This is a genomic window from Paenibacillus antarcticus, from assembly GCF_001637225.1.
Taxonomy (GTDB): Bacteria; Bacillota; Bacilli; order Paenibacillales; family Paenibacillaceae; genus Paenibacillus_AQ; species Paenibacillus_AQ antarcticus.
Map to the genome: position 1 here is coordinate 180,570 of NZ_LVJI01000001.1, position 15,360 is coordinate 195,929.

Annotated in this window: 13 protein-coding genes; all 13 read right to left on the minus strand. The window is 40.8% G+C overall.

Annotation, left to right across the window (positions count from 1 at the left end):
- Positions 1–1,464 carry a sensor histidine kinase gene (locus PBAT_RS00870; protein WP_068645863.1) on the minus strand — a complete coding sequence of 488 codons (1,464 nt, stop codon included), beginning with the start codon at positions 1,462–1,464 and terminating at the stop codon, positions 1–3.
- 1 nt (position 1,465) lies between these two features.
- Positions 1,466–2,155, minus strand: a complete 690-nt coding sequence (locus PBAT_RS00875; RefSeq protein WP_068645864.1) for a response regulator transcription factor — start codon at positions 2,153–2,155, stop codon at positions 1,466–1,468.
- 146 nt (positions 2,156–2,301) lie between these two features.
- Entirely contained in the window at positions 2,302–3,927 is a 1,626-nt protein-coding gene (locus PBAT_RS00880) for a S1C family serine protease (RefSeq protein ID WP_068645865.1), read from the minus strand.
- Between the two features lie 152 nt (positions 3,928–4,079).
- Positions 4,080–4,730, minus strand: coding sequence for a response regulator (locus tag PBAT_RS00885; RefSeq protein ID WP_068645866.1), 651 nt, complete (start codon positions 4,728–4,730; stop codon positions 4,080–4,082).
- 2 nt (positions 4,731–4,732) lie between these two features.
- The gene (locus tag PBAT_RS00890) at positions 4,733–5,791 is read right to left on the minus strand and encodes a sensor histidine kinase (RefSeq protein WP_068645867.1); all 1,059 of its coding nucleotides are present in this window, start codon (positions 5,789–5,791) and stop codon (positions 4,733–4,735) included.
- A 5-nt stretch (positions 5,792–5,796) separates the two neighbouring features.
- A complete protein-coding gene (liaF, locus tag PBAT_RS00895) occupies positions 5,797–6,816 on the minus strand; it encodes a cell wall-active antibiotics response protein LiaF (protein ID WP_068645868.1) in 1,020 nt (339 codons plus the stop codon).
- A 193-nt stretch (positions 6,817–7,009) separates the two neighbouring features.
- Positions 7,010–7,201 (minus strand): hypothetical protein, encoded by a 192-nt coding sequence (locus PBAT_RS00900; protein ID WP_068645869.1) that lies wholly within the window; start codon positions 7,199–7,201, stop codon positions 7,010–7,012.
- Positions 7,202–7,330: 129 nt separating this feature from the next.
- On the minus strand, positions 7,331–7,948 hold the full coding sequence (locus tag PBAT_RS00905) for a 3D domain-containing protein (RefSeq protein WP_420848719.1): 618 nt from the start codon (positions 7,946–7,948) through the stop codon (positions 7,331–7,333).
- A gap of 257 nt (positions 7,949–8,205) precedes the next feature.
- The gene (gene thrS / locus PBAT_RS00910) at positions 8,206–10,146 is read right to left on the minus strand and encodes a threonine--tRNA ligase (protein ID WP_068645870.1); all 1,941 of its coding nucleotides are present in this window, start codon (positions 10,144–10,146) and stop codon (positions 8,206–8,208) included.
- A 389-nt stretch (positions 10,147–10,535) separates the two neighbouring features.
- Complete coding sequence (locus PBAT_RS00915; protein WP_068645871.1) at positions 10,536–11,438, minus strand: putative sporulation protein YtxC; 903 nt, start codon at positions 11,436–11,438, stop codon at positions 10,536–10,538.
- A 284-nt stretch (positions 11,439–11,722) separates the two neighbouring features.
- Positions 11,723–12,856, minus strand: a complete 1,134-nt coding sequence (mqnC, locus tag PBAT_RS00920; RefSeq protein ID WP_068645872.1) for a cyclic dehypoxanthinyl futalosine synthase — start codon at positions 12,854–12,856, stop codon at positions 11,723–11,725.
- Positions 12,857–12,987: 131 nt separating this feature from the next.
- Positions 12,988–14,163, minus strand: a complete 1,176-nt coding sequence (locus PBAT_RS00925) for a trans-sulfuration enzyme family protein (RefSeq protein ID WP_068645873.1) — start codon at positions 14,161–14,163, stop codon at positions 12,988–12,990.
- Complete coding sequence (locus tag PBAT_RS00930) at positions 14,160–15,344, minus strand: aminotransferase class I/II-fold pyridoxal phosphate-dependent enzyme (protein ID WP_068645874.1); 1,185 nt, start codon at positions 15,342–15,344, stop codon at positions 14,160–14,162. The genes PBAT_RS00925 and PBAT_RS00930 overlap by 4 nt, the downstream gene beginning before the upstream one ends.
- Positions 15,345–15,360 lie beyond the last annotated feature (16 nt).

Consider the following 15,360-nt stretch of genomic DNA (forward strand, 5'->3'; position numbering starts at 1 on the left):
TTATTCCAGAGGGACAGGAAAGATCATTGGGAGCCAGATAATAAAGGTTGTCCCTTCATCAACGCGTGTTACGACTTCTATAGAACCATCCATTTCTTCAATAATCCATTTCGCGATGGACAATCCTAGTCCAATGCCTTCTGTGACCCCTCTAGATTGATCCGCACGATAGAAACGTTCGAAGATTAATGGGACATCCTCTTTTTCCATCCCAATGCCTGTATCCGCTATACGTAACCCTATTTGATTCTGATATCGAAATGCATCTAGGGACACCTGACCTTCAGGTGTATATTTGAAAGCATTCTCAATAAATATAAATAACATTTGTTGCAAATAATCCTTATTACCGAACACATACACACCATTTAGTGTAGATAAATTACCTATGATCCATTCGGCTTGATGAGGCAGAAATTGTGCTCGACGAACAACTTCCTCAACCAATGGTTCAAGTGGAACCGGAGATTTCATAAAAGTCTGTCCTGTATCTGCACGAGCCAACGAAAGCATGTCACTTACAAGTTGACTCATTCGTTTGGCTTCATCGGAAATATCACTGAGTGCTTCTCTAGACACGATCTGTAATGTTTCCTCATCCATGCTAGGACGTTCTCCCGATTCTTTATCCCACATTTTTTGAAGTAGATCAACATTTCCTCGAATCGTCGTAAGCGGCGTTCTCAGTTCATGTGAAGCATCTGACACGAATCTTCGCTGTGCTGCATAGGCGTCTTCTAATTCTTTGTAGAATCCATTCATCCGACTGAGCATATTATTTACGGTTCCTATTAACTGACCAATTTCATCCTGAGGACCATTATACTCAATCCTTACGCTAAGATCTGCGCCTTTCTGGATTTGATTAGCCGCCTCAATCACTTTACCTATCGGGCGAATCGATTTATGGGCAAGGAATAATCCTAAGCTCGATGCAATAATAATCATGATCGCCGAACCCAGTACGAGAATATTTTGAAGTCCGTCTAATAGATTTTGTTCAGGCAGTGTATGGGCAGCAACTTGGAGAAGACCTATAATAGGACCTCCGTTATAAGCTGGAATCGGTGCTTGATATATAAGAAACGGATTTCCATCAATTTGGATACGGCTAATGCTTTTTACCATTTTTTCAGGTGAGATTGAGGGAACAGGAATTTCAATGCTCATTCTTTTTAAGTTCTGATCGAGTATATTTACACCTGTTGTATAATCGTGTATCTGTGCGATGATCTGAGTCTCGTCAAAGTTACTAACCGTTTTCTTAAATGTAAAACCAACTGTTCCTGTAAACGGATCGAGAGTTATCGATGGATCAATTCGTTTTATCTGCTGATCAATTCGTTTCTCCACTTCATTGTACGTATTATAATAAACAACACCATATACAATCGATCCGAAGATAATAAGTGTTACAGCAAGAATGGCTGAATACCATGCCGTTAATCGAAGTCGGATGGACATATTATGTATCCCCTCTTAGAATGTATCCTGCTCCACGGATCGTCTGAATGATTCGTTTTCCTCCATGCTCTTCCATCTTTTGACGTAACATCGCTATATATACTTCTAATACATTGGATTCTCCGCTATAGTCATAACCCCATATCTTATCCATGATCAAATCACGAGATAACACACGCTTTGGATTCTGCATAAATAAGTTCAGTAGTTCAAATTCTTTAGCCGTTAACTCTAATCGAACACCACCCCGAAGTACCTCTCTTCCATCCATATCCAAGATAATGTCTTCGTAGCTTAGCTTTGGTTCCCCCGCTTCATTCAGTCCAGGTTTACGTCGAAGTAGCGCACGTACACGAGCTAGCAACTCTTCAAGTGCAAAAGGTTTCACTAAGTAATCGTCTGCGCCAAGATCTAATCCTTTAACACGATGTTCAATCTCATCTTTGGCGGTCAGCATTAGAATAGGAACTTTACTTCCACCTTCTCGAAGTCTTCGGCATACTTCGAACCCATCTACCTTTGGCATCATAATATCTAATACAACTAGATCCGGCTCGCTATTAAGGATCATACTTAACCCCTCTGCACCGTTTACCGCTGTTGAAACATCGTATCCTTCAAAAGCAAGTCCTCTACGTAACATAGAAATAATCTTCTCATCATCATCAATCAGTAAGATAGTAGAACGCATACATCATAACCCCTTTAATAAAACCTATTTATAAACATGTTGATGTTTCTTCTGTCATCTCTACTCTACGATAACATATAGCAATAGCGAAAGGAGAGAATCCCTTCCGCTATTACTGTTAAACATTTCCGATTGTTGTTCTATTATTACTTCGTTGTGATGTTGAAGTCATTCTTATTTCCAATCGTTACAGGAAGATTAATTTCTTTTCCATCCCGAACAATATTCAAAGTAACCTTGTCTCCCACTTGTTTCGTCTGAATGGACTCAACAAGTTCCGCACTCGTAGGATACTTCGTATCATTAATCCCTACGATAATATCATACGGACGAACATCTGCAACATAAGCAGGCGATTTAAATGTAACTTCAGTAACAACAGATCCTTCTTTCAACGTTGATCCCATTTGTTCTGCTACCTGACTGGTCATTGTGAGCAAGGAAGCACCAATGAATGGAACTGGTTTTTTTGGTATTTCTTGATTATTCTTAAGCTGGTCCACAACTTCCGAGATTACACTCGTTGGGATAGCAAATCCAATGCCTTGTGCATCAGCACTCACCGCAACATTCATTCCGATGACTTCACCATTAAGGTTCAAGAGAGGTCCGCCGGAATTACCAGGATTAATAGAAGCATCCGTTTGTAATAAATGTTCGTACTTACGCGTACCACTACCATCTTCTTCATTGATATCTATCGTACGTTCCTTCGCACTAAGCACTCCGGATGTAACTGTATGATCAAATCCTTGTGGGTTACCTATAGCTACGACGCCTTCTCCTACAGACATATTATCCGAATTACCCATAGGAAGGGTAGGGAAATTATTGTCGCCCTCAATCTTAAGTACCGCTAAGTCAAGTTCTTTACTTGATCCAAGAAGCTTAGCTTCGTAAGGCTTATTATTACCTTCTATTGTCACTTGTATCACATCTGCACCATCAATGACATGTTGATTCGTCAAGATATAACCCGTTTTATCATAAATGAACCCAGATCCTATACCGTAGGGAATCAATTGTCCTGATTTAGAATCCGAGGATGATCCGTTTTCTTCGCTACTACTTCCGCTTCCGCTCTTCCCTTGATCGCCAAAGAAATAGCTAAAAGGATCATTTGAATAAGGATTAGTCTGTTGGCTACTTCCTGACTTAACCAACGTTGCAATCTTCACGACCGCAGGACTTGCTTCTTTAAATACCGTTGCTACATCCCCTGGCTTCGACAACGGTAAAGACGTTGCTGTAGCTGAAGATGAGCCTGATTTATTATCAGGAGTTGTTACGATTGATCCGCTTGACTCCATTGGAGCAATTGCCGTAAGCACTGAATCTGGTGTGAACAAGTTCATACGATCAGCCGTAAACATCAGAGACGTAATGACCACCATCCCTGCTAAGAATGACACCAAAATCGTTTTAACCGAGCTTTTCGGTTTCTTGCTATATTGCCAGTTGCCGTTTCCACCGTTCCCACCATTTCCTCCGGAACCACCATAGTTGTTATTGCCTCCACCTTGGCCGCCTTCTGAAGAACTGAATGCGTTTACCACCGGTAAGTTGCGAAGAGGTCGAGGTGGCGTCACGTCCACTTTATCTCTATCATAAGAATTATCTTCATTCTGTATCACACTATCTTCACTTATCGATTTAAACGGTCCGTAGGAATAATAATAGGAAGAACCTGATTCTGAAGACTCTTTACTTTTTGACATTTCCTGATCCAAATCTTCTTCTAATCGTCCAAACTTCTCATTGCGTTCATCCATCTTTAATTACCTCCTATACCCTTACCTTTATTGTAGGCGGGATATTATTTAACTGTTCTTATCATGACCTATAAACCTTAATGTCACATTAAAAACAATTTAAAGAGAGATAAAACATCAAATAATAGATTAACCTTATGTATACTATAGACCTACGCCCAGCCTTTACGATGTGCAAAGATCGCGAGCTGAGTTCGATCATCTAATTCACACTTCATTAGTAAGTTACTGACATGTGTCTTGACTGTTTTAATACTAATATGTAGTTCCTCCCCAATATCCTTGTTACTTTTTCCTTCTGCAATAAGGAGGAGTACTTCCTTCTCACGTTCAGTAAGCCCAGATGCATCCGCTTCGACCATTCTTTGGCGAATGCCCCGTGTTAGAGCCTGAGAGACATCCCCTGTCATCACGGGCATGCCCCTAAAAGCACCTTGTAGCGCATATATTAGTTCTTCCGCTGATACCGTCTTAAGGACGTAACTAACTGCTCCTGCTTCTATAGCATCTACTACTAGATTATCTTCAAGGAAACTTGTTAAGATAACAATTTTCATAAGAGGATGTTCCTTTAGAACCGCCTTAGTGGTCTCTGCTCCATTCATTATTGGCATCATCAAATCCATGAGTATCAAATCCGGAGGACCATCTGGGAATCCAAGTCTCAGCATATCCAATGCTTCTTGACCGTTCCTTGCTTCCCCAATAACTTCAAACTTCGGTTCCAACATTAGATACGTTTTGAGCCCCATACGCACCATATCATGATCGTCTACAAGTAGAATCTTTATGTTGCCTTCCATCGCTATTCTTCCCCCTCATTTGTAGAATTCAGAGAATCATTCTCTCCTGGCGTAAACTTAGGAATATGTACACGGATCGTCGTCCCCGCGCCCTCTTTACTAATGATTTCTACATGACCGCCCAATTTCTCTGCTCTTTCTCGCATGGTAAGAAGACCATATGATCCTTGTTTTTGTAATCCTTCATTAAACCCTTGACCATCATCACTCAGACTAAGAACCACCTGATGTTGCCCTTCTCGCAAAGACATACTCACTAAGCTCGCATGTGCATGTTTCACAATGTTTGCCATAGCCTCTTGAATTATAAGAAACAATTGATGTTCTATCGCTTCAGATAACTCACCTTGCAACTCTAGTTCCTTTATCCCTTTAAGACCATTTTGACGACAATAATCAGGAAACCATTTCTCTAGCGCCTCAGCCAAGCTCGTACCTTCAAGTTCCACGGGCCGAAGTTGAGCAATGAGTGCACGCATTTGTTTCTGTGCCAGATGGGACATACTAATTAGCTGTTCCATGACCATCTTCCCCTGGTCCTCATTGTGTACCATCACCTTAGGAAGAGCCGATGCAGACATATGAATGGCAAAGAGCTGCTGACTGACTGTGTCATGCAGATCTCTTGCCATTCGTCGCCGTTCTTCAATCACTGCATTCTCTGCTGACTTCTCATTCTTCACTACTTCTTGTACGCCTAATCGTTGTAGTAACTTCATCTTCTTCTCTACCGTATCCATCATCGTATTGAATTCGTAGTACACACGTGCGAACGATTGATCTTCTGCTACAGGCATCCGAACAGATAGATTCCCTTTGGCTACCTGTAACATATTAAGATCTAGAACATCAATCCCACGTTGAATACGCTGACCTGCCATATAACCTATAACCACTGTGAATATGATAATACCCAGCGTGTAGTACAACCACATCACATTGTCCTTCACTTCAATATATCCCATGTAAATCCCCATATATATAACGCCAGCCATAACGACTCCACTTAGTAAGAAATAAAACAGCAGCAACCATTTCGTGTTCTTAAGAATTTTCACCATTCGCTTTAACCTACCGTATTGACTTTAATATCACCAATGAAGGCACTGACATTAATGACTATTTTCTTTTGAGATTCTCTGAAATAAGGTGAGCAAGTTTGAACAGAACTCATGAACCCACTTTTCGATTGAGATAATATGGACATATCACCAATAAAGGAACTTGAGTTCACCTTGATCCCCAAATCCATATCATCGGGAACATATATTTTTATATCACCGATAAAAGCAGAAATATTAATCTTCGTTTTACCGTAAGGAATTTGAGCTTTCGTTAGATCAAGAACTGTATCTCCAATAAATTGAGATATGTTGGTCGGCTTTAGTTCGAAATACTCTCTTCCCATATGAACGTCACCAATAAAAGCCGATTTATTTACCTTTTCTCTATTAACAGAGCTTTCGAAGTTGTCGAACTCAACCTTGTGTCTTTTATGTCTTCTATCGTATTTGTGATGCGAATCTTCTTCCTCATACCCATCACTATCATCAAATTCATAACTGTTACGTTTTATTTCATTTTCTTTTCTATTCCCAAATGAAGCTCCAAACTTCTCTTCAAATTGCTTATCTAACGTCGACTGAGATCCTCCATCTAGATCTGACAAATTCGGTAGTTCAGATGGTTCAGGTGGGAACCCCATCGGCTCAATCGGTGCCTTCATTTTCTTACTAGATGCAGGACGATTCGGCTTGAATATGACATGAAGTCCACATAAAATTAAAAATCCAGGCACTAAGAACTTAAAGAAATCACCAGGACTTACAATATACCAATCTAATGCACGTGCTTGAAAATAACCTCCAATGGCAATAAGAATGAACGCGCCTAAGAAGGAGCCACCTTGACCACGTGAAGTTAGCAAATTTTTCAAACCAGCATATATTAATATCAGCGGCCAATATGTCGAAATAATAGATCCTAAGCTAATATCCACATACCCCATTTGCTGAAGCAAGAATATAACACCTACACCAATAAGCACAAATCCACCAAAGAAACGATCAGACCATCCTTTTCTCATGCTAAGCTCTCCTCATCCTCTTTCGTTATCCTTAGTGTACAACAGACTTAGCATTTCTGAAACAGACTACAGAATGATAAATACTCAGTCTTGAGGCGGAGAACTACAAACATAAAGAATGCCCTCACCATATAGGTTAAGGGCATTCTTGGCTTGTCCGAAAGTATGTTAGAGCTCACACTTGAATCACTAATTAGTTTTGAGATTCAAATTCTGCATTATACTTTTCATTTGGTGTCTTGTAATTTTCTTGCACTTTATTTGGTTTCTGAATTTGACCGTTTTCTTCAGCAAATTCAGCATTAAACTTTTCATCCGGTGTTTGGTAGTTATCTTGCACTTTCTTTTGTCTTGAATTTTGATTCTGATTTTGATTATTTGCCATGAGATTTTCACCTCCTCTTAACTTGCATTTGCAAGCTTTAAGTAGGGCTACAACTCTTTTCCCCAGTCCATAGTATGTAACAAGGGCAGAAATTTATGCAGCATCGGTGAAATCAAAATATCTTCATAATCAAATCGATTTTTCAAGCACAAAGCTAGGTAATGATTTATAAGTTTCGATCGCTTGACCTAGACTCCTTAACATCTTTTCTGTGCATTTCCCATTTCCTCGCCTAATCACTTGTACTTCCACACTTTTCTTGCCCCATTCTTTATACACTTGTTTTGTTGTAGCGAAATAGAGGTCTATCTTGCGTCCCTTGATGGCAGACCCTGTATCCGCGACAACTCCGTATCCGTACCCTGGAATATATAGAATGCTACCTAATGGAAAGACTTTAGGGTCCGCAGCAATCGTCGATATCTTATTCTTATCACGTTTCACCTTAACTCCAGAATAGGTAATCCCATATTCCGGATGGCTCGGCCTTTTGCCAGTAGATTCATATCCAGCAGTGTAACCCGTTGCGACAACCTTAACAGTTCGAATGACCTGTTCCTGACTTGGAGCTGAGACTGTAATGGACGGAGCCTTAACTTTACTTGTTGTTTGCGTTGTTACTTTCTTAACTGTTGGTTTCGTTACTTGCTTGGTCGGTTGCTTTACCGTCGATATCGTTGCAATCTTGTTTGTATTAGTATCACGAGCATAATATAGCTGTTGTTGGTAACATATATTTGCTGGCATCCCAGCAGAGCTACACTGTGCATAACTCATGGAAGCAGCATAGGATTTATTATCCCCAATCACCGCACCAATCAAGAATACACATATCACAATCCTTTGCCAAACATTAATTCTAATCATAAGAAAATCTCCCCCTTACTAGCGAGGGTTCCCATTACAACAGATATATATACATAAAGGATTGTCAGACCTTGTATTCTTGGCCTGACAATCCTTTACTAAATTGATAACTATTATGAATCATATATCGTTAGAAATTATGAAATACGGTGATTTGAGATCTCGTCTTTCAGCATGGCAATGACCTCATCGAGAGGTTTAGCCCCGATATCTCCCTCACCACGTTTACGAATCGCAACCGTACCACTATTCATTTCATTCTCACCAATTACAAACATATAAGGTATTTTTTCAAGTTGGCTTTCACGAATTTTGTAACCAAGCTTCTCATTACGTAAGTCAGCTTCAACTGAAATACCGCTAAGCTTCAACTTGTCTACAACCTCGTTAGCGTATTCTTCAAAGGCACCCGATACCGGAATAACCTTTACTTGAACCGGAGACAACCATAATGGAAGTGCACCCGCAAAGTTCTCAATCAAGAATGCAGTCATGCGCTCCATCGTACCAAGAATACCACGGTGGATAACGACTGGACGATGTTTCTGTCCATCATCACCGATAAATTCTAGATCAAATCGTTCTGGTAAGAGCACATCAATCTGAGTTGTAGAAAGTGTCTCTTCCTTCCCAAGCGCTGTCTTAACCTGAACGTCCAACTTCGGACCGTAGAATGCTGCTTCGCCTTCTGCTTCATAGAACGGAAGTCCCATTTCTTCTACAACTTCACGAAGGATACGTTGAGTGGATTCCCACATTTCATCATCTGGCCAGTATTTCTCAGTATCCAGAGGGTCTCTGTAAGACAATCTGAAGCGATATTCTTTGATTCCAAAGTCTTCATACACTTTAGTGATCAGTGTAACAACACGTTTGAATTCTTCCTTTATCTGATCTGGACGGCAGAAGATGTGAGCATCATTTAGCGTCATTGCGCGAACACGATGCAATCCTGTCAATGCCCCAGACATTTCGTATCGATGCTGCATCCCAAGCTCAGCGATACGAATCGGTAGATCACGATAACTACGCATATCACTCTTATACACCATCATATGGTGAGGACAGTTCATAGGACGTAATACTAATTCCTCGTTATCAAGAACCATTTTAGGGAACATATCATCTTGGTAATGCTCCCAGTGACCTGAAGTTTTGTAAAGTTCTACATTACCAAGTACTGGCGTATATACATGTTGGTACCCAAGATTTTCTTCCATATCCACGATATAACGTTCCAATGTCCGACGCAATTTGGCGCCTTTAGGTAACCACATCGGAAGACCTTGTCCAACAAGAGGTGAGAAAGTGAACATTTTCAACTCTTTACCTAATTTACGATGATCGCGTTTCTTTGCTTCTTCTAGGAAATGCAAATGCTCGTCCAATTGTGCTTTTTTAGGGAAAACGGTTCCGTAGATACGTTGTAACATCTTATTCTTACTATCGCCGCGCCAATATGCACCAGCAACATTCATCAACTTAAATACTTTAATTTTTCCTGTTGAAGGTAGATGTGGTCCACGGCAAAGATCGAAAAATTCACCTTGATCATACATCGAGATGATACTATCTTCAGGAAGATTGTTAATCAATTCTATCTTGTATGGATCTCCAAGATCACCGAATATTTGCAATGCTTCTTCACGACTAACCTCTCTGCGTACAATCGGTAAATTTGCACCAATAATACGTTCCATTTCTTTCTCAATCTTCTGTAAATCTTCTGGGTTGAGAGGATGCTCAAGATCCATATCGTAAAAGAAACCATCTTCAATCACAGGACCTATGCCTAGATGTACCTCCTTGTTACCGAACAAACGCTTCACAGCTTGTGCCATAACATGAGCAGTACTATGACGCATTACCTCGATACCTTCTGGTGAATCCAGTGTTACAATTTCAATAAGTGCTCCTTCTTCTAATACGGTAGACAAATCAACTACAACACCGTTGAGCTTACCCGCTACAGCATTCTTCTTCAGGCCACTACTAATGGATGCGGCTACATCTTCAATACTGCTACCTTCAGCATACTCTCGAAGCGAGCCATCCGGTAATTTGATACTAACTGCCATATTAATTCCTCCTAAGTTTTTCTAATCTTCAAGAAAAAGACAACAAAAAAACACCCGTCCCGGTCAAGGGACGAGTGTTATCACCCGTGGTTCCACCCTAATTTGACAATTGAAACTACATTCCTTCAAACGTTGAATGCACAAACAATGTCCTTCATCAGCATTGTGTAACGGTAATGAACCGGCGATTCTTACTGTTCTCTAAGATATATCCAATAGAGGAGTTCATAATCGCAACTACAAAGGGGTAAACCAACGCCGGTACTGAAGGGAATTACAGCCAATGTTCCCTCTCTCTAAACAGCCCTATTGTTCGTGGTTCATGTCTTCATCAATGCATTTGGTCAATTTAACAGTTATTATAATTCTACCTGATACTAAACGTCAAGTCATATCTTCTCTTTCTCCCTAAAGAAAACATCGCAGTTTGGGCAATAGTGGCATAATTCGACTCTTTTATCGAATATTTGTAACAATGTTTTGACTGCGGGCATTTGTGGATCACGTGTATGAAGTATTAATTTACCTGGCGATACCGAAATAAGTGTACTCACAACGGCGTCTTCCATTTCCATATCTTGTTGATCAATTCTTTCTACAAAAACACCTTCGGTTAATTTCGTTTCCAAGGGATTCATATTCTCATCAAATAATAACAGTTCCTGTCCTCCCTTATGCACGACATGAACTAATGGAATTTGTGGCTCCTGAAAATATACAAAGTACTTGAGTAGACCTACAAATTCTTCATATTGCCGATCAACTAAGAACTCATCTACGGCATATTCGATAATTTCCCGCAGCTCTATACCATAATTTTGAAGGCGAAAGGATATAAATCCATCTATATTTAATACAGAACTCTCCAGTAAGCATTGTTGTAAGCTCTTAGAGAGCATCCGATAACGACGTTTCCATGGTTCGTTCGGAGTACCTTTCCCTTTCTCTAACAAAGAGACACAATGCTTAATAATTTTCTCAGACTCCTCTTTACCAGAGAAGTCAAATTCATCCCGAAGCAATGTTCTAATTATATGTTGTTCCTTTATTTCTAAGATGATTTCAGCAGCTGCCTCTGCCGCAAGCTCATATAGAGCGGTCATTCCATCGCCCATGGAGATTTTTTGTTCATTCCCCATGCATTGCCATACTGAAGTACCTTCACTTGAAATACATGAGAATTTCAATGTCTTGTATTTCTTATGTAGTTCTTTGTTTTTTCTCGAAACAATGTTTTCAAATGTCACTTTTTCTGCGGCTGCTGTCGTAGCTGTTATGCTGAATAGTACCATGGAGAACACTCCTTTCATTATCCTTGTTAAGTATATGGTCCCTGAACAGAGGATATACGGAAGGGGTTAGTGGAAAACAAGCTAACATTTCTCAGTTACGTACTCACAAGCATTCTTAAGCTGACACATCCGGTGAAAACAAGTAGAAATGGCAATGCCGTCCTTTTTATCCAGGACGGCATTCGTTCATAGGAAATATAAGGAGTAGCGATTATAAAAAAAGGGACTGATCCTAGAGGTCATGATATAGACCTTTTGGGACAGCCCCTTAAACTGGGTAATATTTAATTTTGCATTACAAAATCACGATCAATCGTTGTTCCTTTTTCAAACACTCTCAAGATATCATATTTAGTGTTTCGTTGTGCTGGAATTTTACCCGCATCACGGATCAGTTCAACGATCGATTCAATATTCACTTTATGAACTGCTCCCGCAGAGGAAACCACGTTTTCTTCCATCATCGTACTTCCGAAATCATTGCATCCGTAGCTCAATGATAATTTACCAATTTCAGGTCCCATCGTTACCCATGAAGACTGTAAATGTGGCACATTATCAAGTAAAATACGACCAACGGCCACCGTCTTCAAGTAAGCCTCCGGTGTTTCCCGTTCACGTACAAAGTTTGTATTATCCGGTTGAAATGTAAATGGGATGAATGCCAAGAAGCCTTTGGAGTTATACTTATTCGTAATGCACTCATCTTGCGCGTCACGAATGCGCATCATATGCAGTGCTCTTTCTTCCATCGTTTCGCCAAACCCAATAACCATCGTAGCGCTAGTGTTCATTCCTTGTTTGTGCGCAATTTGCATAACATCCATCCATTCGCGCCAAGTACCTTTCAATCGGCTAATCTTTTTGCGAATACGATCATCCAGAATTTCAGCGCCTCCGCCTGGAAGCGAATCTAGTCCTGCTTCATGAAGCTCACGAACCACTTCTTCTAGTGATAATCCTGAAACTTTATGCATCGTGCGTATTTCAGCTGGTGAGAAGGAATGCATCGTAATATTAGGGAAGCGTTGCTTTATCCCTCTGAGCAGGTCCGTATAATAAGTAAATGGAAGATCTGGATTGGTTCCACCTTGCATCAAAATTTCGGTACCACCCACATCCTCCGTTTCTTTAATCTTCTGAAATATTGCCTCATCCGGTAGCACATAACCTTCACTTGAACCAGGTGCTCTGTAAAATGCACAGAACCGACAATATGTATCACAAATATTAGTATAGTTAACGTTACGCCCAATAACGAAAGTCGTTATCGGATCAGGGTGTATCCGTTTCATGAGAATATCTGCTGCATGTCCTAACTTCTCAATCTCGTCACTCTCCATAAGTCTAACGCCTTCTTCTAGATTAAGACGTTCTCCACGAATTGCTTTATCTAATATACGATCTACTGTATTCATAAAGGCAACCTCCCTTGATATGATAATAAATAATATGATATTTAGAATAACATTCCAACTATCTCATCTTAACATAATGGACTCATAAGAAAAACAGCACCGTAAAAAACGATGCTGTCTGACGTTCGTTCTTAGTCCTCTTGAAGCGCCTGATTGAGATCATTAATTAGATCGTCAATATCCTCTAACCCGACAGAGAATCGAAGTAATCCGTCCGTAATACCTCGTTCAGCACGCACTTCAACCGGCATAGCTGCATGGGACATCATCGCAGGATAAGATAAAATACTCTCAACAGCCCCTAAGCTTACGGCAACTAAAGGGATCTGGACTTTATTGAGCACTTTCTTCGCACGTTCACCTGATCCAACATCGAAAGACACTACTGCGCCATAACCTGTGGACTGTTTCTCATGAATTTCTCTGCCTGGGTGGTTGTTCAATCCAGGATAGAACACAGCAGAAATATCCTTTCTTTCATTAAGCCAAGAAGCAAGCTTCCCAGCACTAATTTCACTTTGATTCATACGCACTTTCAGTGTCTTCATTCCACGAATAAGGAGCCACGAATCCTGCGGACCTAGAACGGTACCTAATCCATTCTGAAGCTGCTTTAACTGTTGTCCCAGTGAAGCTGTACGAGCTACGGTAAGTCCAGCCAGAACGTCACTGTGTCCCCCTAGAAACTTAGTGGCACTATGAATAACAATATCCACACCTTGTTCAATTGGACGTTGATAGTAAGGCGTCATAAACGTATTGTCCAACATCGTAATAAGATCATTCTCTTTAGCCCAGTTAGTGACCGCTGCTACGTCTGTGATTTTCAATGTAGGATTAGACGGTGTCTCCATATAAACAGCCTTCGTATTTGACTTGAGCGCTCCCTTTACCTGATCTAAATCTGTCATATCAACGAAGGTAGTCTCAATACCTAATCTGCTAAGAATACTTGTTAATAGTCGATACGTTCCACCATATACATCCTCCGTAACAATCACATGATCTCCTGTGGAGAATAACATGAATGTACTAGAGATCGCAGCCATTCCTGAAGCGAAGGCTAACCCTCGCTCGCCACCTTCTAATAGTGCGATATAATCTTCTAACGCTTGACGCGTTGGATTGCCAGAACGACTGTAGTCATATTGAGGTGGATTAAATACATCTTCATGATGAAAAGTTGAGGCTTGGTAGATTGGAACGCTAGATGCCCCAGTCGTACGGTCAATTTCCGATCCGAAATGAATTAGCTTAGTAGCAAAATCTGCTTGAGAATGGTTTCCGGATTCTTGTTGATTACTCATCCTTGTTGTCCTCCTTCAATTTCTTCCCGAGCTGCATCAAGTGCCCCTCCAAGATCTGCGATTAAATCCTCCACATGTTCTATACCAACAGAGAAGCGGAGTAATCTATCATCCACACCGATTGCCTCACGAATTTCCAGAGGGATGTCTGCATGGGTTTGCACAGCTGGATAAGTCATCAATGATTCCACGCCACCTAGGCTTTCTGCAAAAGCAATCAATTTAATATGTCGAAGTATGGGCTCCACGTAACGAGCATCTGTCACTTTAAAAGAGAATATGCCGGTGTTGCCGCTACATTGCTTCTTCTGAATATCATGTCCTGGGTGATCCTTCAAAATGGGATGAAATACTTCCGCTACGGCAACATGCGTAGTTAAGAATTCAGCCAGCCGAATCGCATTACTCTCATGTCGCTCCATCCGCAGTGCCAATGTCTTCATTCCACGCATCAGTTGATAAGAATCTGTCGGTCCGAGAACGGATCCGATAGAATTATGAAGGAAGAACATCTCTTCTGATAATTCCTTACCTTTCGTGACAATGATTCCTGCCAATACATCATTATGGCCACCCAGATACTTCGTTGCACTATGAACAACAATGTCGGCTCCGAGCTCCAACGGACGCTGAAAGAACGGTGTCATTAACGTATTATCTACAATCGTAAGTAATTGGTGCCTTTGTGCCCACAGACAGACAGCTTCAATATCCGTAATCATCATCAATGGATTCGTAGGTGTCTCAATAAAAACAGCCTTCGTGTTCGGACGTCTATTACTCTCTAACGCATCCATATCATTCGTGTCCACGTAAGAGGCCGTGATTCCAAATCTAGAAAGAATGCGTTCGAACAGTCGATATGTACCACCATATAAATCTAATGAAACAATAAGATGATCCCCTTGACTGAACATTGCAAAGACAGTCTGTAATGCAGCCATTCCTGAGCTACAAGCGAAACCTGCATCGCCTGATTCGAGTTGAGCGGAAGCATCCTCTAACACTTTACGGGTTGGATTCTTCGTCCGTGAGTAATCAAACCCTGTACTTTTGCCTAATTGAGGATGGCGAAAAGCGGTAGCCTGATAGATAGGGAAATTGATCGCTCCTGTTACTGGTTCCTCAATGGATCCGATCTGAGCTAATCTACTCTCTATTCGTAATCCCTTCTCATTCATAAGCTTATTCCCCTTT